Origin of the sequence: Streptomyces sp. NPDC094143 (assembly GCF_040303825.1) — a bacterium.
Lineage (GTDB): Bacteria > Actinomycetota > Actinomycetes > Streptomycetales > Streptomycetaceae > Streptomyces.
In genome coordinates, this window is sequence record NZ_JBEOTZ010000031.1 from 76,229 (window position 1) to 96,980 (window position 20,752).

Consider the following 20,752-nt stretch of genomic DNA (forward strand, 5'->3'; position numbering starts at 1 on the left):
GGTCGCGCGTTCCTCGCGCCCCTAGGGTGCTGCGCCGCCCCCTTCCTTCAAACATACCGACCGGTTAGTCTGGGCCTGTTGCTGAGCCGCGTCTTAAGGAGACCGATGGTGGGAGCCTTTCAGGGGTCGGGCGTCGTTGTCACGGGAGCCGGGGGCGGGATCGGAAGCGCGCTCGCCCGGCGGTTCGCCGCCGAGGGTGCCCGGGTGATCGTCAACGACCTGGACGCCGAGCGGGCCAGGCGCGTCGCGGAGGAGATCGGCGGGACGGCCGTGGCCGGTGACGCCTCGGCGATCGTCGACGACGCCCGGGACGCGCTCGACGGGACCGTCGACGTCTACTGCGCCAACGCCGGAGTCGCCTTCGGGGGCAGTGACGCGGACGGGCCGCTGGACGAGACGGCCTGGGCCGCCTCCTGGGACGTGAACGTGATGGCGCACGTCCGGGCCGCCCACGCCCTGCTGCCCCACTGGCTGGAGCGCGGCAGCGGACGGTTCGTCTCCACCGTCTCCGCCGCCGGGCTGCTCACCATGATCGGCGCCGCCCCCTACGCCGTCACCAAGCACGGCGCCCTCGCCTTCGCCGAGTGGCTGTCGCTGACCTACCGGCACCGGGGCGTGAAGGTCCACGCCATCTGCCCGCAGGGCGTGCGCACCGACATGCTGGCCGCGACGGGCAGCGCGGGCGACCTGGTGCTCCAGCCGACCGCGATCGAGCCGGAGGACGTGGCGGACGCCCTGTTCAAGGGCGTCGAGGAGGACCGCTTCCTGATCCTGCCGCACCCCGAGGTCGCCGGGTACTACCAGGCCCGGGCCGGTGACCCCGACCGGTGGCTGTCGGGCATGAACCGCCTCCAGCAGCAGTGGGAGGCCGGCCGGTGACCGGATCCCGTTACGCGGCCAAGCCCTGGCTCGCCCTGCTCAGCGACGCACAGAAGGGCCCGATCGACCCCGCGGACTCCCTGGTGCACGCCCTGCGCCGGGTGGTGGCCGAGGCGCCCGATGCCGACTTCCTGGCCTACTTCGACGGCCGGCTGACCTACCGGGACGTCGACGCGCTCAGCGACTCCGTCGCCGGGCACCTCGCGGCACGGGGCCTGGAGCGCGGCGACCGGGTCGCGGTGCTGCTGCAGAACTCCCCGCACTTCGTGCTCGCCGTGCTCGGCGCCTGGAAGGCGGGCGCGGTCGTCGTGCCCGTCAACCCGATGTACAAGTCGGGCGAGGTGGCCCACGTCCTGCGCGACGGCGAGGTGGCCGCGCTGATCTGCTCGGACCGGGGCTGGGAGTCGTACCTGCGCGAGACGGCGGCCGACTCGCCGGTGCGGATCGTGCTCACCGGGTGCGAGCTGGACTTCCAGACCCGGGGCGATTCGCGCGTGCTGACCTTCGAGCGGCTGCCGCAGGCCCCGGACGCGGACGACCTGGTGGCCGTGGCGCGGGCCGGGCACAAGGCGCCGGAGGACCGGGACCCCGACCCGGCCGCCATCGCGCTGATCAGCTACACCTCCGGCACCAGCGGCACGCCCAAGGGCGCCACCAACACGCACCGCAACATCATGTACAACGCCGAGCGGCAGCGGACCGGCCTCGGCCTGCCCGAGCGGCCCGTGTACTTCGCGCTGGCACCCCTGTTCCACATCACCGGCATGGTCTGCCAGTTCGGTGCATGCCTGAACAGCGGGGGCACGCTCGTGCTGGCCTACCGCTTCGAGGCGGGCGTCGTCCTCGACGCGTTCGCCGAGCACCGGCCGCACTACACGGTCGGCCCGTCCACGGCCTTCATGGCCCTGGCCGCGCACCCCTCGGTCGCCCGGGACCACTTCTCCTCCTTCCGGGTGATCTCCTCCGGCGGCGCCCCGCTGCCCCCGGCGCTGGTGGAGAAGTTCCGGGCGGGCTTCGGCCCGTACATCCGCAACGGCTACGGACTGACCGAGTGCACGGCCCCCTGCGCCTCCGTGCCCCCCGGCCTGGAGGCGCCCGTCGACCCGGTCTCCGGAACCCTCGCCGTGGGCCTGCCCGGCCCCGACACGGTCGTCCGGATCGTCGACGACCACGGTGACGAGGTGCCCTTCGGCGAGCAGGGCGAGATCGTCGTCAGCGGACCCCAGGTCGTGCCCGGCTACTGGCGCCGCCCCGACGCCACCGCCGAGACCTTCCCCGGCGCCGAGCTGCGCACCGGCGACATCGGCTTCGTGGACGAGCAGGGCTGGCTGTACGTCGTCGACCGCAAGAAGGACATGATCAACGCGTCCGGCTTCAAGGTGTGGCCGCGCGAGGTCGAGGACGTGCTCTACACGCACCCGGCGGTGCGGGAGGCCGCCGTGGTGGGCGTGCCCGACGGGTACCGCGGCGAGACCGTCAAGGCGTACATCAGCCTGCGCCCGGGCGCCGAGACGGACCCGGATGCGCTGGCCGCCCACTGCAAGGAGAGACTGGCCGCCTACAAGTACCCGCGCCAGGTGGAGATCCTGCCGGACTTGCCGAAGACGGCCAGTGGGAAGATCCTCCGTCGGGAGCTCCGTTCCCGGACGCAAGGCAACTGACAGCAGTACGGAAAGGCAGGTGGCGGCAGTGCCCAGGACCACGGACCCGGACGGCACTCCCGTCCCTCAGCGGCTCCTGGCCGCCGCCACCCGGCTCTTCGCCGAGCAGGGCTACGACCGCACCTCGGTGCAGGAGATCGTCGAGGCGGCCGGTGTCACCAAAGGGGCGCTGTACCACTACTTCGGCTCGAAGGACGACCTTCTGCACGAGGTGTACGCGCGCGTGCTGCGCATCCAGCAGGAGCGGCTGGACGCGGTGGCGGGTGCGGACGAGCCGGTCGAGAAGCGGTTGCGGGCCGCGGCGGCGGACGTCGTGGTGACGACGATCGACAACCTCGACGACGCGTCGATCTTCTGGCGGTCGATGCACCACCTGAGCCCGGAGAAGAACAAGCAGGTGCGGGCGGAGCGGCGGCGCTACCACGAGCGCTTCCGCGCGCTGGTCGAGGAGGGCCAGGAGGCGGGCGTCTTCTCCAGGGCGACCCCGGCCGACCTGGTCGTGGACTACCACTTCGGCTCGGTCCACCACCTGTCGACCTGGTACCGCCCGGACGGCCCGCTCAGCCCCCAGGAGGTCGCCGACCACCTGGCCGACCTGCTGCTGCGCGCCCTGCGCCCGTGACACGCCGACCGGGGTTCAGAGGCCCCGCCCCTGAACCCCCCGGCCTCACACGTACCGCTTCAGCTCCCGCCGGGCCAGCGACCGCTGGTGCACCTCGTCCGGCCCGTCCGCGATCATCAGCGTCCGCGCCCCCGCGTACAGCTCCGCCAGCGGGAAGTCCTGGCTGACCCCGCCCGCCCCGTGCAGCTGGATCGCCCGGTCGAGGATCTCCACCACCGCCCGTGGGGTCGCGATCTTGATCGCCTGGATCTCGGTGTGCGCCCCGCGGTTGCCCACCGTGTCCATCAGCCACGCCGTCTTCAGCACCAGCAGCCGCAGCTGCTCCACCGTCACCCGCGCGTCGGCGATCCAGTTGTGCACCACGCCCTGCTGCGCCAGGGCCTTGCCGAAGGCGTTGCGGGACACCGCCCGCCGGCACATCAGCTCGATCGCCCGCTCGGCCATGCCGATCAGCCGCATGCAGTGGTGGATGCGGCCGGGCCCGAGCCGCGCCTGCGCGATGGCGAATCCGCCGCCCTCCTCACCGACCAGGTTCGACACCGGCACGCGCGCGTGGTCGAAGACCACCTCGGCGTGCCCGCCGTGGGAGTGGTCCTCGTACCCGAACACCTGCATGGCGCGCGTGATCGTGACGCCCGGGGTGTCGCGCGGCACCAGCACCATGGACTGCTGGCGCCGGATGTCCTCCCCGTCCGGGTCGGTCTTGCCCATGACGATGAAGATCCTGCAGTCGGGGTGCATGGCCCCGGAGATGTACCACTTGCGGCCGGTGATGACGTACTCGTCGCCGTCCCGCTCGATGTGGGTGGTGATGTTGGTGGCGTCGGAGGAGGCCACGTCCGGCTCGGTCATCGCGAACGCCGAGCGGATCTCGCCCGCCAGCAGCGGCTCCAGCCACTGCTTGCGCTGCTGCTCGTCACCGAACTGGGTGAGCACCTCCATGTTGCCGGTGTCGGGCGCCGCGCAGTTCGTCACCGTCGGCGCCAGCTGCGGGGAGCGGCCCATGATCTCGGCGAGGGGCGCGTACTGCAGGTTGGTGAGCCCGGCGCCGTACTCGGAGTCCGGCAGGAAGAGGTTCCACAGGCCCTGCCTGCGGGCCTCGGCCTTCAGCTCCTCCACCACGGGCACGGTCTCCCACGGGGAGTCGAGCCGCTCGCGCTGCTCGTGCGCGACGGCCTCGGCCGGGTAGACGTACTCGTCCATGAAGGCGAGGAGCTTGGCGCGCAGCTCTTCGGTGCGCGCGTCGAAAGCGAAGTCCATACGGATCAGCCCTCCTGGAGGCCTTCGTTGAGCGTGGTCAGTCCGTGCCGGACGAAGACGGGCACGAGGTCGCCGATGCGGTCGAAGCCGCGCCCGACCGTCTGGCCGAGCGTGTAGCGGTAGTGGATGCCCTCCAGGATCACGGCGAGCTTGAACCAGGCGAAGGCCGTGTACCAGGAGACCGCGCAGACGTCGCGTCCCGAGCGCGCGGCGTACCGCTCGATGAGTTCGGACGGTGCCGGATGCCCGGGCGCCTCGGCGGTGGTGGAGACGGGGGACCCGGGCATGCCGAGCGGCATGCTGTACATGACCAGCAGGCCGAGGTCGGTGAGCGGGTCGCCCAGCGTCGACATCTCCCAGTCGAGGATCGCCCGGATCGAGTCGTCCTCGCCGATCAGCACGTTGTCGAGCCGGTAGTCGCCGTGCACCACGGCCGGGGCGGGGGAGCGGGGCAGCTCGCGCCCGAGCGCGGCGTGCAGCTCGTCGATGCCGTCCAGGTCGCGGTTGCGGGAGGCGTCCAGCTGCTTGCCCCAGCGCCGCAGCTGCCGGTCCAGGAAGCCCTCGGGCCGGCCGAAGTCGGCCAGACCCACCTCGGCCGGGTCGACCGCGTGCAGCTCCACGAGCGTGTCGACCAGGTTCAGCACCGCGCCCCGGGTGCGCTCCGCACCGAGCGGGACGAGCTGGTCGGCCGTGCGGTAGGGCGTGCCCTCGACGAACTCCATGACGTAGAAGGGCGCCCCGAGCACCTCCTCGTCCTCGCACAGCAGCACCGGCCGCGGCACCGGCACCGCGGTCGGGTGCAGCGCGCTGATCACCCGGTGCTCGCGCTTCATGTCGTGCGCGGTGGCCAGGACGTGGCCGAGCGGGGGCCGCCGTACGACCCACCGCTCGCTGCCGTCGGAGACCGCGTACGTGAGGTTCGACCGTCCGCCCTCGATCAGCCGGCCGGACAGCGGTCCGCCGACCAGTCCGGGCCGCTCCCGGTCGAGCAGGCCGCGCAGCCGGTCGAGATCGAGTCCGGGCGGGTGGTCGGGGCTCATGCGTCGCTCCTACGGGCAGGGGAACAGTTCCCGACTCATGATGCCGACCGGTCGGTATGTCGTCCAGAGGGGGGCCGAAACGTGATCGGAACCACGATAGGCCGACGGCGGCCCGCGCGGGGCGCCGGGGGCTTTCCGGCCGGTTCGTTCAGGCCATCCGGCTTGCGCGCCGCCCGCCGAGCCTTGAGGGTCGGATCCATGAAGGCGATCAGCTACTCCCGGTACGGCGGGCCCGAGGTGCTGGCGTTCGGGGAGGTGCGCGACCCCGTGGTCGGCCCGGACGCGGTGCTGGTGAAGGTGCGGGCGGCGGCCGTGAACCCCATCGACTGGAAGGCCCGCGAGGGTTATCTGGACCCTGTCCTCGCCCCCGTCTTCCCCGTGGTGCCCGGCTGGGACCTCGCGGGCGTCGTCGTCCGGCCCGGCGTGGCCGTCTCGGAGTTCGACGTCGGGGACGAGGTCATCGGCTACGTCCGGGAGGACTTCCTCTCCCGCGGCACCTTCGCCGAGTACGTGGCCGCGCCCCTGCGCACCCTCGCGCCCAAGCCGCGCAACCTCACCTGGGAGGAGGCGGCCGGCCTGCCCCTGGTGGGGCTCACCGCCTACCAGGTGCTGCGCGGGGTGCTCGAAGTGAAGCGGGGCGAGACCGTCCTGGTGCACGCGGCGGCCGGTGGCGTGGGCTCGATCGCCGTGCAGCTCGGCATCCACCTCGGGGCGCGGGTGATCGGTACGGCGAGCGAGGCGAACCATGACTTCGTGCGGGGCCTGGGCGGGGAGCCGGTGTCGTACGGGGAGGGCCTGGGGGAGCGGGTGCGGGGGCTGGCGCCCGAGGGGGTGGACGCGGTCTTCGACACGGTCGGCGGGGACGCGCTGAAGGTCTCCGCCAACCTGCTCGCCCCCGAGGGCCGGCTGGTGTCCATCGCCGACAACGAGGTGGTGAACTACGGTGGCCGCTACTACTTCGTCCGCCCCGACGCCGAGGACCTGCGCCGGCTGTCCGGACTGGCGGAGCAGGGCGTGGTGAGCGTGCACGTCGATCGGACGTTCCCGCTGGAGCGGGCGGCGGACGCGCACCGGCTGAACCAGGAGGGCCGCACCCGGGGCAAGATCGTCGTGACGGTGGACTGGGAGAGCGACGGCGAGTGAGAGTCGCGCGGTCCTGAATGGGAGTCCGCCGTCCTAGAGGACGAGAGCCGCCCCGCACACCGCCATCGCCACCGTGCACAGCACCGCCGCCGCGGCGTGCCGGGGCGCGAACGCCACGGGACCGGGCGTCGCCGCGAGGACGCGGATCCGGCGGTGGGCGATGCCGAGGACGCCCAGCCAGAGCACACAGCACAGCGCGCACGCCAGGATCCCGGCCGGGGACGCCCCGCCGTGCAGCGTGGTCTTCACGGCGAGCACGGCGACGACCGTGCCGGAAAGCGTCGTACGCCGCCACGCGAGCCGGGTCCGTTCCGGCTGCAGCCCGGGATCGCGGCCGGCATCCCGCCGGACCGCCGCCGGGCTCACCCCTCCCACCCGACGAGCACGACGAAGACCATCGCGACGGCCACGACCGCCACGACGAGGCTCAGCAGTGCGGGGAACCGGGACACCGGCAGGTCCTCGCCCCGGCGCATGGCCCGCTCGCAGCGCACCCAGTGGTTGACCGCCCGGAGCGAGCAGAGCACGCCCGCGGCCAGCAGGGCGAGTGCCAGCCCGACCCGCCAGCCCCAGCGCAGGTCCGGCAGGAACTGGTCCACGGCGAAGCCGCCGCCGATCAGCGCGAGCGCGGTGCGCAGCCAGGCGAGGAAGGTGCGTTCGTTCGCCAGCGAGAACCGGTAGTCGGGCGTCTCACCGTCCCGCCGCACCTCCGCGGGCGCGAACCACAACCGGACGTTCCGTACGAACTCGATCACGTGCGCGACCCTACCCGGGGCGGGATGGCCCACCGCGTCAGCCCGTCGCCCGGAACGCCCTGAGCCGTTCGTACGCCGCGAGCCCGTCCGGCACCCACTCCCAGTCGGCCAGGCGCCGCTCCACCTCGTCCTCGGGCAGGAAATCGTGCCAGTCGACCTCCTCCACCTGCGGGCTCACCGGCAGCTCGCAGCGCACCTCGTACACCGCCGACCACCAGCTGCGGCCGGCGCCGTCGTCGTAGCGGAACTTGAAGAGGAAGCGCGGGTCCGGAAGGCCGCAGACGCCCAGTTCCTCCTCGGCCTCGCGCAGGGCGGCCGTGCCGTAGGCCTCGCCCGCGCCGACGACCCCGCCGACGAACATGTCGTACAGGGAGGGGAAGACCAGCTTGGTCGGGGTCCGCCGGTGCACGAAGATCCGGCCCTCGGCGTCCCGGGCCTGGACGAACACGCAGCGGTGCCGCAGTCCCCGGGCGTAGGCCTCGCCCCGGGGGGACTGACCGACGACCCGGTCGTGCTCGTCGACGATGTCGAGGATCTCGTCAGCAGCGCTCATGGCCTCATCCAAGCAGGGGCCGGGCAGGGGTCGTCAGGAGGAGGCCGGGCTCACGGCGGGCGCGGCGACCGGCGCGGGCCGCGCCGCCCCCGTGGGCATCGCCGGATGCAGCCCCAGCAGCACGATCCCGGCGACCACGGCCGCCAGACCTCCGGCCTCCCAGGTCAGTGCCACCGCGTCGGTGCGCAGCCGGTCGCCCAGGAACCCGACACCGCAGACGATCCCGGCGAGCGGCTGCGCCGCGGTCAGGGCGGGCAGCGACTTGCGCAGGGACGCCGTCTCGAAGGCGCTCTGCACGAGGACCAGCCCGGTCACGCCGAGCGCCAGGACCGCGTAGGGCTGCCAGCCGGTCATCAGCTCGGCCAGACCGCCCTCCGCGACCGTCTGCCCGCTCACCCGGGTCAGCGCGTCCTGCACGCCGTACAGCAGCCCGGCGGCCAGCGCCAGCAGCACCGGCCCTGAGCCCAGCCGGGAGCGCCGGCCGCGTGCCGTCAGGAGCAGGGCGAGCCCGATCATCACGCCGATGATCAGCCACTGCCGTACGGGATCGGCGCTCGCCGTGCCGCCCTCGGGACGCCCCGCCACGATGAACGCCGTGACGCCGCCCGCGAGCAGCAGCAGACCGGCCCAGCCCTGGCGGCCCAACGGCTGCCGGGACTGCTTGCGGGACAATGCGAGCGCGAAGAGCAGATTCGTGGCCAGCAGCGGCTCCACCAGCGACAGCTCACCCTGCCCGAGGGCGGCGGCGCCCAGCGCCATGCCGGCCACCATCAGGCCGATGCCGCCGAGCCAGCGGGGCACCTTGACCAGGTCGAGCAGGAGCCGGAAGGAGAGGAAGTCGCTCAGCGGGGCCCGCTGGGCCGCGTTCTGCTGCAGGACGAACCCGAAGCCCAGGCAGCAGGCGGCGCTCAGGGCGAGGGCCAGGACAAGAACCGACACGCGGTGTACCTCGATGATCAGGTCGGGTCACGGTTGCGTAGGGGCCGACTGTCCGGGCCGGTCCGCCCGGCGCACCCGTACGTCCTGCCATCGTCGGGGTCGCCGCCCGCGCACGCTATGACGTACGCCACAAAGGGCGAAAGGGATGATTCGACTGCCTGGCACCTGCTCATCAGGTGTTTCGTCCATCACAAATCCCTCACGAGCAACGGCACTTGACGCGTGTAACGCGACGGCGGGCCTTGACGGCAACCGTTGGTGGGGGGTTGGCTGTCCGTGATCAGTTCATGGCGGTGCGCACACCCGCGCACCGGTGACCACCGTGAGCCGAAACACCAGAAGAGCGCGTGAGGAAGTCCCGCGGTGTCCCCACCCCCGCCTCCCCTCGGCCGTGGCCGCAAACGCGCGGCGCAGGCCTTCGACGAGGCCCTCGACGACGCCGACCTCGTGACCGCGCGCGCCGCCCTGGCACAGGGCCGCTGGCAGAACGCCCGCTCCCTGCTGGTCCACACCGGGGACGACTGGGACCGCCGCGGCCACCGCGTGGCGGTCCTGGCCCGCGAGTCCTACACGGCCGCCTGGGCCCGGGAGTGGCTGCTCGCCGAACCCGAGTCCGCCGACGCCCCCGTCCTGCTCGCCGTGGCCGAGGTCCGGCGCGTCCTGCGCGGCAAGGCCAGACCGGCCCGCGCCCGCGAGGCCTGCCAGGAGGCCGCCGGCCGCCACCCCGCCGACCCCACCCCCTGGCTCGGGCTGCTCATGCTGGAGTGCGCGGTCGGCGGCGACCAGGACGTCATCCGGACCTTCGAGCAGGTCCGCGCCCGGTACGCCGACCACCACCACGCCCACCACCTGATGGTCGCCCGCCTGGCCTGCCGTCGCCCGGAGGCCGGCCCCGACCCCCTGCACGAGGTCTACGACTTCGCCAACTGGGCCGCCGAACAGGCACCCGCCGACTCCCCGCTCGCGATCCTGCCGGTCATCGCCCACGCCGAGCGCTATCGCGCGCTGGCCGCCGCCGGGCATGAGTCCCCCGATCCGGTCGCCTCCGGCCACTGGAACGGGCGCCGTGCCCGGCAGGTGATGAAGGCCGCCTTCGACTGGTGGCTGGAGTGGGAGCTGGAAGGCCATCCGCGGCGGCTGATCGACCTGAACTTCCTCGCTCACGCCAAGTTCTGCGAGGGGCGGGGCGCCGAGGCCGCCGCCCTGTTCCACCGGATCGGCCGCCACGCCACTCCGGCGCCCTGGTCGTACCCGGACCGCGACCCGCACACCGCCTTCGCCGCCGCCCGCGCCGGCGCGCTCGGCACGGCCTGACCCCCCGTACCCCACCAGTGAGGACGCCCTCCCGATGACCACGGACAGTTCGAGAACGAACACCTCCGCCCCCGGCGGCGGCATCAGTACGTTCAAGGGGCAGGAGCGCGCCCTGCGCGCCGACCGGCTCGGCACCGGGGGCCTGCTGCTCTCCGTGCTCGCCGCGACCGCCCCGCTCATGGTCGTCGCGGGTGTCATGCCCACCACATTCGCGGTGATGGGCATCGTCGGCCAGCCCCTGCTCTTCGTGGTCCTGGGCGTCGTCCTGATCCTGTTCGGCATCGGCTACGCCGAGATGAGCCGCCACGTCCACAACGCGGGCGCCTTCTACGCCTACATCTCCCGCGGCCTCGGCGGCACCGCCGGAGCGGGCGCCGCCCTGGTCGCCCTCGTCGCCTACAACGCGCTCCAGATCGGCATCTACGGCATCCTCGGCTTCGAGGTCTCCGGGCTCCTCGCCACCTACGCCGAGATCGAGGTCGCCTGGTGGATACCGGCGCTGGTGGCGGCGCTCGCCGTCGGGCTGCTGGGCTGGCTGAAGATCGACGTCAACGCCCGCGTGCTCGGCGTCCTGCTGGTCATCGAGGTGCTCCTGGTGGTGATCTTCGACATCGCGGCCCTCGCCGACCCCGGCAAGGAGGGCCTGTCGCTGCACGCCTTCAACCCCGACACCCTCACCGGCGCGGGCGTCGGCACCGCGCTGTGCTTCTGCGTCGCCGCGTTCCTCGGCTTCGAGCAGGCCCCCGTGTACGCCGAGGAGACCAGTCGCCCGCACGTGCTGGTGCCGCGCGTGATGTTCCTCGCCGTCGGCGGGGTCGCCGTCTTCTTCGCGCTGAGCAGCTGGGCCCTGACCGTCGCCACCGGCCCCGCCGCGATCGTCGGCACGGCGCGGAAGCAGAGCGCCGGACTGCTGTTCTTCCTCACCGAGTCCCGCCTCGGGGGCACCTTCACGGACGTGCTGCACGTCCTGTTCGTCACCGGCATGTTCGCGGCCCTGCTCAGCTTCCACAACGTCGTCGCCCGGTACGCCTTCGCCATGGGCCGCGAGGGCCTGCTGCCCGCCGCCTTCGGCCGCACCAGCGGCAGCAGCGGCGCCCCCGGCACCGGTTCGCTGCTGCAGAGCGTGGTGGCCGTGGTGGTCGTGGCCGCCTTCGCGATCGCCGACGACAGGCCGGCCGGCGACCCGACCGCCCCCGTCCTGCACCTGTTCACCTGGCTCGGCAACATCGGCGCCCTCGGCGTGATCGTCCTGATGGCGGCGGCCTCCCTGTCGGTCGTCGTCTTCTTCGTCCGCCGCGGCGCCGCCGGCGCCCAGGCCTGGCGGCTGGTCACCTCCACACTGGCCGGGATCGCCCTGCTCGTCATCGCCGGCTACACCGTCAGGGACTTCGACGTCCTGGTCGGCGCCGGCCCCGGCTCCGCGCTGAGCTGGGTGCTGCCCGGCATCATCGGCCTCGCGCTCGTCGCCGGCCTGGTCCTCGGCCTGGTGCTGCGCGCCCGCGCCCCCGAGAAGCACGCCCGGATCGGGCTCGGCAACGAGGCGTTCCAGCTGGACAAGGCGGCGTCGTCCTGACCGTGCCCGCACGAGAAGTGGTTACGTAACTCTGACGAACACCCGCGATCCCTGTCCTGGAGGGACCGCGGGTGTTCGAATGAGGACGTGAATCAGGACGTACCCGAGGGCGTGGACGCAGACCACCCCGAGGACCGGGGCACCCCGGTCGGCCGCCGCGTCTTCCTCGGCACCCTCGCCCTGGGCGCCCTCGGCGTGGTCGCCGCACCCCCGCTGCAACGCGGCCTGGAGGGCTTCCTCGGCAGCGCCGCCGACAGGGACCCCACCGGCCTGACCGGCCTGCTCCCGAACGGCGGCGGCTTCCGCTACTACTCGGTCGCCTCGTCGGTCCCGCGCAAGAACGCCGGCACCTACCGCCTCAGGGTCGACGGTCTGGTCGACCACCCCACGACCTACACCCTGGCCGACCTCAGAGCCCTCCCGCAGACCCGCCTGGTCCGCGACGTCCAGTGCGTCACCGGCTGGCGCGTCCCGGACACCCCCTTCGAGGGCGTACGCCTGTCCCGCCTCCTGGACGCGGCCGGGGTCCGCCCCACGGCCCGGGCGATCCGCTTCACCTGCTTCGACGGCACGTACACCGAGAGTCTCACCCTCGGCCAGGCACGCCGCGCCGACGTCCTGGTCGCCCTGCGCATGCAGGACAAGGACCTCGGCCACTCCCACGGCGGCCCGGTCCGCCTCTACGTGGCGCCCATGTACTTCTACAAGTCCGCCAAGTGGCTCTCCGGCGTCACCGTCACCGACGAGGTCCGGCCGGGCTACTGGGAGGAGCGCGGCTACGACGTCGACGCCTGGGTGGGCCGCTCGAACGGACGGGACGATGAGCCTACGAGCTGACCCGCGCGCGGCAGTGGCCGACGTGCGCCGCTTCACCCCGGCCCAGCGCTGGATCCACCGCACCACGGCCGCGCTGACGGGCGTCTGCGTGGTGACGGCGGCCTGCCTCTACGTCCCGCAGCTCGCCGAACTCGTCGGCCGCCGCGCCCTCGTCGTGACACTGCACGTCTGGTCGGGACTCGCCCTGCCCGTCCCCGTGCTGGCGGGCCTGGCCTCCCGCGCCTTCCGCGCCGACCTGGGCCGCCTCAACCGCTTCGGCCCGCACGACCGCACCTGGCTGCGCGCCGCCCTGCGCCGCGACACAAGGGACGGCTCCCGGCCGGCGGGCAAGTTCAACGCCGGCCAGAAGATCTACGCGGCCTGGATCGCCGGAGCGAGCGTGGTCATGCTCGTCACGGGCCTGATGATGTGGCTCACCCACCTCACCCCGCTTCTCTGGCGCACCAGCGCGACCTTCGTCCACGACTGGCTGGCCCTCACCCTCGGCGTCGTCCTGGCCGGCCACATCGGCATGGCCCTGGCGGACCCGGAGGCGAGAAGGGGCATGCGCACGGGCAGGGTGAGCAGAGAGTGGGCCGACAGGGAACACCCTCTGTGGCGCGAGTAGTCCGTCACCCCAGGGCGCGGGGATCCGCGCGACGAGCCACGACGCACCCGTGGAGGCACGACCACCGACGGCTCACGGCGCCGTGGCGCGGCGCTCCTAGATCACCAGGGACAACAGCAGGACCAGACCGCCGGCGACCACCGAGATGATCGTCTCCATCACGGACCAGGTCTTGATGTTCTGGCCGACACTCAGCCCGAAGTACTCCTTCACCATCCAGAACCCGGCGTCGTTGACATGGCTGAAGAACAGCGAGCCGGCGCCGATGGCCAGGACGAGGAGGGCGGCGTGCGTGGTGGACATGTCCGCCGCGAGCGGGGCGACCAGACCGGCCGCCGAGACCGTGGCCACCGTCGCCGAACCGGTCGCGAGCCGGATCACCACGGCGATCAGCCAGGCCAGCAGCAGCGCGGGGATGGCCCAGTCCTCGGAGATGTCGAGGACCATCTGCCCCACGCCCGTGTCGATGAGCGTCTGCTTGAAGCCACCGCCCGCGCCGACGATCAGCAGGATGCCCGCGATCGGCATGAGGCTCTTCTCGACGAGCGGCGAGATCCGCTCCTTGGAGAACCCGGCGGGCCGCAGCAGCGTGAAGATGCCGACCAGCACCGAGGCGAGCAGGGCGATCATCGGGGCGCCGATGACGTCGAAGACGCGCTGCACCGGGTTCTCGGGGTCGTCCACGACGATGTCGACCAGCGCCTTGGCGAGCATGAGGATCACCGGGAGCAGCACGGTGAAGAGCGTGGCGCCGAAGCCGGGACGCCTGTCCAGCTCCTCGGAGGCGCGCTGCGGGATCATCTTCTCGGGGGCCGGGACGTCGACCCAGCGGGCCGCGTACCTGGAGAACACCGGCCCGGCGATGATCACCGTCGGGATGGCGACGAGGACGCCGAGCGCCAGCGTCACGCCGAGGTCGGCCCCGACGGCGTCGATCGCGACCAGCGGACCGGGGTGCGGCGGCACCAGGCCGTGCATCACGGACAGGCCCGCGAGCGCCGGGATGCCGATGCGCATCAGCGAGTAGTTGCCGCGCTTGGCCACCATCAGCACCACCGGGATCAGCAGCACGATGCCGACCTCGAAGAACAGCGGCAGTCCGATCACGGAGGCGATGAGCACCATCGCCCACGGCATCGAGCGACCGCCCGCCTTGGCCAGGATGGTGTCGACGATCTGGTCGGCACCGCCGGAGTCGGCGAGCATCTTGCCGAGGATCGCGCCGAGGGCGATCAGCACACCGACACCGGCGACCGTGGAGCCGAGGCCGGCGCTGAAGCTGGTGAGGACCTTGTCCAGGGGCGCCCCGGCGATCGCGCCGAGCGCCAGCGACCCGATGGTCAGCGCCAGGAAGGCGTGCAGCTTGGACTTGGTGATGAGCAGGACGATGACGGCGATGCCCGCCAGGACGGCGATGCCCAGCTGAGCGTGGCCGGCCGAGGTGATCGGCTCGGGTGCGTCCGCTGCCAGCATCTCGACGCTGAGTCTGGTCACGGGGTGTTTCCCTTGCGTTGGGGAGTCGGGGGAGAAGGGGACCGGTGAGGGGCTAGCCGATCGGCTCGGGGAGCGAGCCGAGGGCGTTCGCCGCCCGCTCGGTGATCTCCGCCGGGCTGCCCGCGACGTCCACGGCGACCCCCGCCTCGTCCGCCTGGAGCGGCTGGAGCGTGGCGAACTGGGAGTCGAGCAGCGCCGTGGGCATGAAGTGCCCCTGCCGGTGCGACATCCGGTCCTCGATCAGCGCGCGGTCACCCGTGAGGTGCACGAAGACCACGCCGGGCGCGGCGGCCCGCAGCCGGTCGCGGTACGACCGCTTCAGCGCCGAGCAGCTGACCACGCCGCCGAGCCCGGCCCGCCCCTGCGCCCAGTCGCCGATGGCGTCCAGCCAGGGCCCGCGGTCCTCGTCGGTGAGCGGCGTACCGGCCGACATCTTGGCGATGTTGGCCGGCGGGTGGAAGTCGTCGCCCTCGGCGTACGGAACGCCGAGCCGGGCGGCGAGCAGGGGACCGATGGTGGTCTTGCCGGTGCCCGCGACGCCCATGACCACGACGACCTGGGGGGTGTTCATCGCTGCCTCACTGTCCGCTGTCTTCGTCGACACGTGATGTCGACGCAACTGAAACCCATTAGGTACGACGAATTCAAGAGCCTGTGATGAATAAGTCTGACTTTTTGTCTCCGTGATCTACCCCGTACGCTGAGTGCATGAGCGCACCGGGCCGGGGGCTGCACGGCCACGTACTGGACACCCTCGGCCCCGAGATCACCGCGGGGGAGTACCCGGCGGGCAGCGTCCTGCGCACGGACGAACTCGCCCAGCGCTTCGACGTGTCACGCTCCGTGATGCGCGAGGCGGTCCGGGTCCTGGAGTCCATGCACCTGGTCGAGTCCCGCCGCCGCGTCGGCGTCACGGTCCGCCCCGAGTCCGAGTGGAACGTCTACGACCCGCAGGTCATCCGCTGGCGGCTGGCCGGCGCCGACCGGCCGCGGCAGCTGCGCTCCCTGACCGTGCTGCGCTCGGCGATCGAACCGGTCGCGGCCGGCCTCGCCGCCCGGCACGCCACGTCCGAACAGTGCGCCGAGCTCACCGAGTGCGCCCTCGGCATGGTCGCCCACTCACGCGGACACAAGCTCGAGGGGTATCTCCTCCACGACGTCGCCTTCCACCGCGTCATCCTGTCGGCCTCGGGCAACGAGATGTTCGCCCGCCTCGGGGACGTGGTCGCCGAGGTCCTGACCGGCCGCACGCAGCACGACGTGATGTTCGAGGACCCCGACCCGGCCGCCGTCACGCTGCACGTCCGGGTCGCCGAGGCGGTCCGCGCGGGCGACGCGGCCCGGGCCGAGGAACTGACCCGCGAGATCACGGTCGGCGCCCTCCAGGAACTCGACATCCTGGCGCCGTGACGCCGCTACGGCAGGTAGTCCCCGTCGACGTACACCCACGCCCCGTCGACCCGCTCGAAGCGGCTCCGCTCGTGCAGCGACCCGCCCCGGTAGGACGCCCGGAACTCCACGGTCCCGGCCGAGTGGAACGCCGATCCGTCACCCGTGCCCAGGATCTCCAGCCCTGTCCAGCGCATCCCCGGGTCGAGCTCCAGCGTCCCGGGCCGGGTCCGCGGGTGCCAGGTCCGCAGCAGATAGTCGGCGTCGCCCTTGACGAAGGCGCAGTACCGCGACCGCATCAACGCCTCGGCGGTCGGCGCGGCGGCGGAGCCTGAGTGGTAACGGCCACAGCAGGCCTCGTAGGGCTGGGGGAGCCCGCAGGGGCAGGAACGCCTGGTCATGGTCACCTCTTCGCGGGAAACGCCCGAGGGCCGTGACCTCGCGGTCACGGCCCTCAGTTCAAGTGTCCGAGGGGGGACTTGAACCCCCACGCCCGATAAAGGGCACTAGCACCTCAAGCTAGCGCGTCTGCCATTCCGCCACCCGGACAAGGTGTCTGTCGCGCGGGCTCTCCCTGCGGCGACGACGTAAACATTACCAGGCTTTCGAGGGTGACCGATCACCCCCCGTCCTCGCCCCGGCCGGGCGTGAACGACGTGTGACGGGCCGGGCGGGCCCTTGGGGAGCGGGCCGGACAGAGGGAGGATGAAGGGGACCCACCAGCAGTGACACCGGGAGGAAGCACGTGAGCGAGACGGACACGGCCAGGAGCGTCACCGGCGAGGACGAGGTCGTGGACCTCTGCCGCGAGCTGATCCAGATCGACACCAGCAACTACGGCGACCACTCGGGACCGGGCGAGCGCAAGGCGGCCGAGTACGTCGCCGAGAAGCTCGCCGAGGTCGGACTCGAACCGCGGATCTTCGAATCCCACCCGGGCCGCGCCTCCACGGTCGCCCGCATCGAGGGCGAGGACCCCTCCCGGCCCGCGCTCCTCATCCACGGCCACACCGACGTCGTTCCGGCCAACGCCGACGACTGGACCCACCACCCCTTCTCCGGGGAGATCGCCGACGGCTGCGTCTGGGGCCGCGGGGCGGTCGACATGAAGGACATGGACGCCATGACGCTGGCGGTCGTCCGCGACCGGCTGCGCAGCGGGCGCAAGCCCCCGCGCGACATCGTCCTCGCGTTCCTCGCGGACGAGGAGGCCGGCGGCACCTACGGGGCGCGCTACCTCGTCGACCACCACCGGGACCTCTTCGAGGGCGTCACGGAGGCGATCAGCGAGGTGGGCGGCTTCTCGTTCACGGTGAGCGAGCAGCGGCGGCTGTACCTGATCCAGACGGCCGAGAAGGGCATGCACTGGATGAAGCTCACCGTGGCCGGCACCGCGGGGCACGGTTCGATGATCCACCGGGACAACGCGATCACCGAACTGTCGGAGGCCGTCGCCCGGCTGGGACGGCACAAGTTCCCGGTGCGGGTCACCAAGACCACCCGCGCCTTCCTCGACGAACTCGGCGACGCGTTCGGCACGGAACTCGACCCGGAGGACATGGAGTCGACCCTCGCGAAGCTCGGCGGCATCGCCAAGCTCATCGGCGCGACGCTGAGCAACACGGCCAACCCCACGCAGCTCGGCGCCGGCTACAAGGTCAACGTCATTCCCGGAGAGGCCACCGCCCACGTCGACGGCCGCTTCCTGCCCGGGTTCGAGGACGAGTTCCTCGCCGACCTCGACCGCATCCTCGGCCCGAAGGTGCGGCGCGAGGACGTGCACGCCGACAAGGCCGTCGAGACCACCTTCGACGGTGCGCTCGTGGAGGCCATGCAGTCCTCGCTGCTGGCGGAGGACCCGACCGCCAAGGCGATCCCCTACATGCTCTCCGGCGGGACGGACGCCAAGTCCTTCGACGACCTGGGCATCCGCGGCTTCGGCTTCGCGCCGCTGAAGCTGCCGCCCGAGCTGGACTTCGCCGGCATGTTCCACGGCGTGGACGAGCGGGTGCCGGTCGACGGCCTGAAGTTCGGGGTGCGGGTGCTCGACCGGTTCATCGACGCGTCCTGAGAAGGGGCCGGACACGAGCCGGTATTCGGGCGCGTGTACGGGATCGACCGGCAAGAGTGAATGCGACCATAAGCTCGTAGCCTCATTACTCCAGCCTCGTTACAGGTAATGCGATCGCAAGATGGGTCGCTTTGCCAACTAGGAGGAATAATGATCAAGAAGGTCGTCGCTGCTGCGGCTGCCACCGGTGGGCTGGTTCTCGCGGGGGCGGGCCTGGCCGTCGCCGACTCCGGTGCCCAGGGTGCCGCGGTGAACTCCCCGGGTGTCGTGTCCGGCAACGTCATCCAGGTGCCCGTTCACGTTCCGGTGAACGCCTGCGGCAACACGGTCTCCGTGATCGGGCTGCTGAACCCCGCCTTCGGCAACACCTGCATCAACAAGTGATGCTTCCCCCTCTCTGAGGGGAGTTCAAAGCCACCGGTCCCGGAGCGCGAGCCATGCGCTCCGGGACCGAACGCTTCTTCACGGGATTTCGAGAAGAATTCGAAAAGGGTCGAAGGCAGGTATTCAGCAATGCGACAGGTCACCCGCAAGGGTTTGATGACCGTGGCGGCCGCGACCGGCGTGATCGCCGCCGCGGGCGGCTCCGCTCACGCCGCCTCGGGTGCGCAGGGCTCCACGTCGGACTCGCCCGGCGTGCTGTCCGGGAACACGGTGCAGGCGCCCGTGCACGCGCCGGTCAACGTCTGCGGCAACACGGTCGACGTCGTCGGCGTGCTCAACCCGTCGGTGGGCAACTCCTGCGCCAACCAGGGCGGTGGATCGCCGTCGGGGGGATACGGCGATCACGGCGGCCACGGCGGCTCGCACGCGGGCGGTCACGCCACCGACTCGCCCGGCGTCGGCTCGGGCAACCACGTACAGGCCCCGGTGTACGCGCCGGTGAACGTCTGCGGCAACAGCGTCGACATCATCGGCATCGGCAACCCCGGCACGGGCAACGACTGCTCGAACGGCGGTCACGGCGCCCCGCACGGCAACCCGCCCGGCGGCGGCCACGAGACCCCGGGACAGCCGGGCGGCCCGGGACTCCCCGGGAACCCGGGCGACCCCGGCGGTCCGGGCGTCCCCGGCAACCCCGGACATCCGGGCGGCCCCGGGACCCCGGACAACCCCGGACATCCGGGCGGCCCCGGGACCCCGGACAACCCCGGACACCCGGGCGGCCCCGGGACCCCGGACAAGCCCGGTGACCCCGGAGACCCGGGTGACCCGGGTGACCCCGGCCACCCGGGCAATCCCGGCGAGCCCGGCCGCCCCGGAACCCCTGGTACGCCGCCCACCACCGGCGTCGAGACGCCGGGCGGCTCCTCGCACGGCAACGAACCGGGCGGCCAGTTCGTCACCCAGCCCCGCGGCGAGCTCGCCGCCACCGGCAGCGAGCTGCCGCTCGGGCTCGCTCTCCCCGCCGGCGCCGGCGCCCTGCTGGCGGGCTCGATCCTCTACCGCAAGGCGCGCGCCTCCGCCTGAGGCACCCGGCCGGACGACCCCCACCGACGGAGCGGGCCCCGCCGAGGGCGGGGCCCGCTCCGTCATGTGCCTTCTCCGGGCACCGTCTCAGCTCACCACGTGGCCCGCACCTGGCGGATGATGCGCCGCCGCAACCGCACCTTGCGGCTGCCGTCGCGCAGCAGGCTCAGACGGTGCAACTCCCAGTGTCCGTACTCCGCATGGTCCGTCAGCAGACGTGCCGTCTCCTTGCGGGAGACCCCGCGCGGTACGTACACGTCGACAAATTCGTATTCCGGCATCGCATCTATTGTGCGGGCTGGGGCCTCGTACGGATAGCGTCTGCACTATGTCTGATGCTGCGCAGCCCACCGCTGCCGAGGTACGCGCCGCCGCCGAGGCGGTCAAGACCGCGCTCGACCGCCACCTGGCCGCGGTCGAACGCAGGTCGGGGGAGGACGACCCGGCCGTCTACGAGGCGTTCAACCAGCTGGCCGCGGCCGCAGAGGTGTACGACGAACTGCTCTACGACCGCTACGACGAGGTCACACCCTTCGAGATCCCCGGTGCGGAGGACGCGCTTCCCCCGTACACCGGCCCCGAGGAACCGAACGCGCTGAGCGTACTGATCCGCCGCGACTACGCCGTCGCCGAACCGCAGCGGCTGCTCGCTCATGCGCAGCGGATCGAGGCGGCCGACGGCGACGAGGGCTCTCCGGCCTCCGGGACGGTCCACGGCGCGCTGGGCCTGCTGTTCGGCGAGTTCGAGCCCGACGAGATCGCCTCCCGGCACAAGGAGTTCGGTCTTGAGGAGGGCGACTCCACGCTCTGGGTGACGGCGGCGGACGAACCGGCCGAGCCCGGGGAGTGGCTGGAGGCGCCGTTCGAGCAGGTCGACGCGCAGCAGGTGGTGTGCCGCTTCGACGTCAGCGCCGTCTTCGACGACGAGGTCGACGCCCTCCACGACGAGGACGACGAGGACGACGAGGACGCCGAAGACCTGGAGGACCTCGACACCGACTTGGACGAAGTCGACGGCGAGGACGAGGATCTGGAGCCGCTGGACGCGGATCGCCGCTGAGCGCGCTCCCCCAGACTTCGTCCGGGGGGACCCCACGCAGCGGGTGGGCCCATCAGCAGGTCGGTGGCGGGCGGGGTGACCTCCA

At 72.2% G+C, this 20,752-nt stretch carries 23 protein-coding genes and 1 tRNA gene; 13 read left to right on the plus strand and 11 right to left on the minus strand.

Translation table 11 applies throughout. The features are described 5' to 3' along the window. Positions 1–105 precede the first annotated feature (105 nt). From ABTZ58_RS31015 to ABTZ58_RS31025, 3 genes are read left to right on the plus strand one after another with little or no spacing between them, the layout of a single operon-like run. Positions 106–879, plus strand: a complete 774-nt coding sequence (locus ABTZ58_RS31015) for an SDR family oxidoreductase (RefSeq protein ID WP_351363796.1) — start codon at positions 106–108, stop codon at positions 877–879. Then, the gene (locus tag ABTZ58_RS31020; RefSeq protein WP_351363799.1) at positions 876–2,540 is read left to right on the plus strand and encodes a class I adenylate-forming enzyme family protein; all 1,665 of its coding nucleotides are present in this window, start codon (positions 876–878) and stop codon (positions 2,538–2,540) included. Before ABTZ58_RS31015 ends, ABTZ58_RS31020 begins: the two co-directional genes overlap by 4 nt. A gap of 28 nt (positions 2,541–2,568) precedes the next feature. Beyond that, positions 2,569–3,162: a TetR/AcrR family transcriptional regulator gene (locus ABTZ58_RS31025; protein WP_309096412.1), complete on the plus strand. Its 594-nt coding sequence runs from the start codon at positions 2,569–2,571 to the stop codon at positions 3,160–3,162. 45 nt (positions 3,163–3,207) lie between these two features. Here the strand turns inward: ABTZ58_RS31025 and ABTZ58_RS31030 are convergent, their stop codons facing one another. Beyond that, positions 3,208–4,422 (minus strand): acyl-CoA dehydrogenase, encoded by a 1,215-nt coding sequence (locus tag ABTZ58_RS31030; protein WP_351363802.1) that lies wholly within the window; start codon positions 4,420–4,422, stop codon positions 3,208–3,210. A 5-nt stretch (positions 4,423–4,427) separates the two neighbouring features. Further along, the gene (locus ABTZ58_RS31035) at positions 4,428–5,462 is read right to left on the minus strand and encodes a phosphotransferase family protein (protein ID WP_351363805.1); all 1,035 of its coding nucleotides are present in this window, start codon (positions 5,460–5,462) and stop codon (positions 4,428–4,430) included. Between the two features lie 198 nt (positions 5,463–5,660). On the opposite strand from ABTZ58_RS31035, the gene ABTZ58_RS31040 reads away from it, so the two are divergent. Further along, positions 5,661–6,605, plus strand: coding sequence for an NADP-dependent oxidoreductase (locus ABTZ58_RS31040; protein ID WP_351363808.1), 945 nt, complete (start codon positions 5,661–5,663; stop codon positions 6,603–6,605). A gap of 33 nt (positions 6,606–6,638) precedes the next feature. Here the strand turns inward: ABTZ58_RS31040 and ABTZ58_RS31045 are convergent, their stop codons facing one another. Genes ABTZ58_RS31045 through ABTZ58_RS31060 form a run of 4 tightly spaced genes read right to left on the minus strand, consistent with a single transcriptional unit; the run spans position 6,639 to position 8,852 of the window. Further along, positions 6,639–6,971 carry a DUF202 domain-containing protein gene (locus ABTZ58_RS31045; RefSeq protein WP_351363811.1) on the minus strand — a complete coding sequence of 111 codons (333 nt, stop codon included), beginning with the start codon at positions 6,969–6,971 and terminating at the stop codon, positions 6,639–6,641. Then, positions 6,968–7,360 carry a YidH family protein gene (locus tag ABTZ58_RS31050; protein WP_309096417.1) on the minus strand — a complete coding sequence of 131 codons (393 nt, stop codon included), beginning with the start codon at positions 7,358–7,360 and terminating at the stop codon, positions 6,968–6,970. Before ABTZ58_RS31050 ends, ABTZ58_RS31045 begins: the two co-directional genes overlap by 4 nt. Before the next feature lie 37 nt (positions 7,361–7,397). Continuing rightward, a complete protein-coding gene (locus tag ABTZ58_RS31055) occupies positions 7,398–7,913 on the minus strand; it encodes an NUDIX hydrolase (protein ID WP_351363814.1) in 516 nt (171 codons plus the stop codon). Positions 7,914–7,946: 33 nt separating this feature from the next. Next, positions 7,947–8,852 carry a DMT family transporter gene (locus tag ABTZ58_RS31060; RefSeq protein WP_351363817.1) on the minus strand — a complete coding sequence of 302 codons (906 nt, stop codon included), beginning with the start codon at positions 8,850–8,852 and terminating at the stop codon, positions 7,947–7,949. A 363-nt stretch (positions 8,853–9,215) separates the two neighbouring features. Between ABTZ58_RS31060 and ABTZ58_RS31065 the strand changes: the two genes are divergently transcribed. The 4 genes from ABTZ58_RS31065 (at position 9,216) to ABTZ58_RS31080 (ending at position 13,183) form a co-directional block, all read left to right on the plus strand. After that, a complete protein-coding gene (locus ABTZ58_RS31065) occupies positions 9,216–10,166 on the plus strand; it encodes a tetratricopeptide repeat protein (protein ID WP_351363820.1) in 951 nt (316 codons plus the stop codon). A gap of 34 nt (positions 10,167–10,200) precedes the next feature. Next, positions 10,201–11,739, plus strand: a complete 1,539-nt coding sequence (locus ABTZ58_RS31070; protein WP_351363823.1) for an APC family permease — start codon at positions 10,201–10,203, stop codon at positions 11,737–11,739. Positions 11,740–11,826: 87 nt separating this feature from the next. Beyond that, on the plus strand, positions 11,827–12,576 hold the full coding sequence (locus tag ABTZ58_RS31075) for a molybdopterin-dependent oxidoreductase (protein ID WP_502996156.1): 750 nt from the start codon (positions 11,827–11,829) through the stop codon (positions 12,574–12,576). Next, positions 12,560–13,183 carry a cytochrome b/b6 domain-containing protein gene (locus tag ABTZ58_RS31080; protein ID WP_351363826.1) on the plus strand — a complete coding sequence of 208 codons (624 nt, stop codon included), beginning with the start codon at positions 12,560–12,562 and terminating at the stop codon, positions 13,181–13,183. The genes ABTZ58_RS31075 and ABTZ58_RS31080 overlap by 17 nt, the downstream gene beginning before the upstream one ends. A 96-nt stretch (positions 13,184–13,279) precedes the next feature. On the opposite strand, the gene ABTZ58_RS31085 is transcribed toward ABTZ58_RS31080, so the two are convergent. Beyond that, a complete protein-coding gene (locus tag ABTZ58_RS31085) occupies positions 13,280–14,677 on the minus strand; it encodes a GntP family permease (protein ID WP_351363829.1) in 1,398 nt (465 codons plus the stop codon). A gap of 52 nt (positions 14,678–14,729) precedes the next feature. Beyond that, complete coding sequence (locus ABTZ58_RS31090; RefSeq protein ID WP_351363832.1) at positions 14,730–15,248, minus strand: gluconokinase; 519 nt, start codon at positions 15,246–15,248, stop codon at positions 14,730–14,732. 137 nt (positions 15,249–15,385) lie between these two features. On the opposite strand from ABTZ58_RS31090, the gene ABTZ58_RS31095 reads away from it, so the two are divergent. Beyond that, positions 15,386–16,087, plus strand: a complete 702-nt coding sequence (locus tag ABTZ58_RS31095) for a FadR/GntR family transcriptional regulator (protein ID WP_351363835.1) — start codon at positions 15,386–15,388, stop codon at positions 16,085–16,087. Positions 16,088–16,092: 5 nt separating this feature from the next. Here ABTZ58_RS31095 and ABTZ58_RS31100 read toward each other — a convergent pair whose 3' ends face one another. Beyond that, complete coding sequence (locus ABTZ58_RS31100; protein WP_351363838.1) at positions 16,093–16,467, minus strand: YchJ family protein; 375 nt, start codon at positions 16,465–16,467, stop codon at positions 16,093–16,095. A gap of 63 nt (positions 16,468–16,530) precedes the next feature. Further along, positions 16,531–16,615, minus strand: a tRNA-Leu gene (locus tag ABTZ58_RS31105). Between the two features lie 196 nt (positions 16,616–16,811). On the opposite strand from ABTZ58_RS31105, the gene ABTZ58_RS31110 reads away from it, so the two are divergent. From ABTZ58_RS31110 to ABTZ58_RS31120, 3 genes are all read left to right on the plus strand, one after another. Beyond that, a complete protein-coding gene (locus ABTZ58_RS31110; RefSeq protein WP_351363841.1) occupies positions 16,812–18,137 on the plus strand; it encodes a M20/M25/M40 family metallo-hydrolase in 1,326 nt (441 codons plus the stop codon). Between the two features lie 150 nt (positions 18,138–18,287). Further along, the gene (gene chpH, locus ABTZ58_RS31115; RefSeq protein ID WP_351363844.1) at positions 18,288–18,521 is read left to right on the plus strand and encodes a chaplin ChpH; all 234 of its coding nucleotides are present in this window, start codon (positions 18,288–18,290) and stop codon (positions 18,519–18,521) included. Positions 18,522–18,650: 129 nt separating this feature from the next. Then, a complete protein-coding gene (locus ABTZ58_RS31120; RefSeq protein ID WP_351363847.1) occupies positions 18,651–19,607 on the plus strand; it encodes a chaplin in 957 nt (318 codons plus the stop codon). A gap of 92 nt (positions 19,608–19,699) precedes the next feature. Here ABTZ58_RS31120 and ABTZ58_RS31125 read toward each other — a convergent pair whose 3' ends face one another. Further along, entirely contained in the window at positions 19,700–19,888 is a 189-nt protein-coding gene (locus ABTZ58_RS31125; protein ID WP_010045410.1) for a DUF5703 family protein, read from the minus strand. 47 nt (positions 19,889–19,935) lie between these two features. Here ABTZ58_RS31125 and ABTZ58_RS31130 point away from each other — a divergent pair, with 47 nt between their 5' ends. Next, positions 19,936–20,667, plus strand: coding sequence for a hypothetical protein (locus ABTZ58_RS31130; RefSeq protein ID WP_351363851.1), 732 nt, complete (start codon positions 19,936–19,938; stop codon positions 20,665–20,667). The last annotated feature ends 85 nt before the right edge of the window (positions 20,668–20,752 follow it).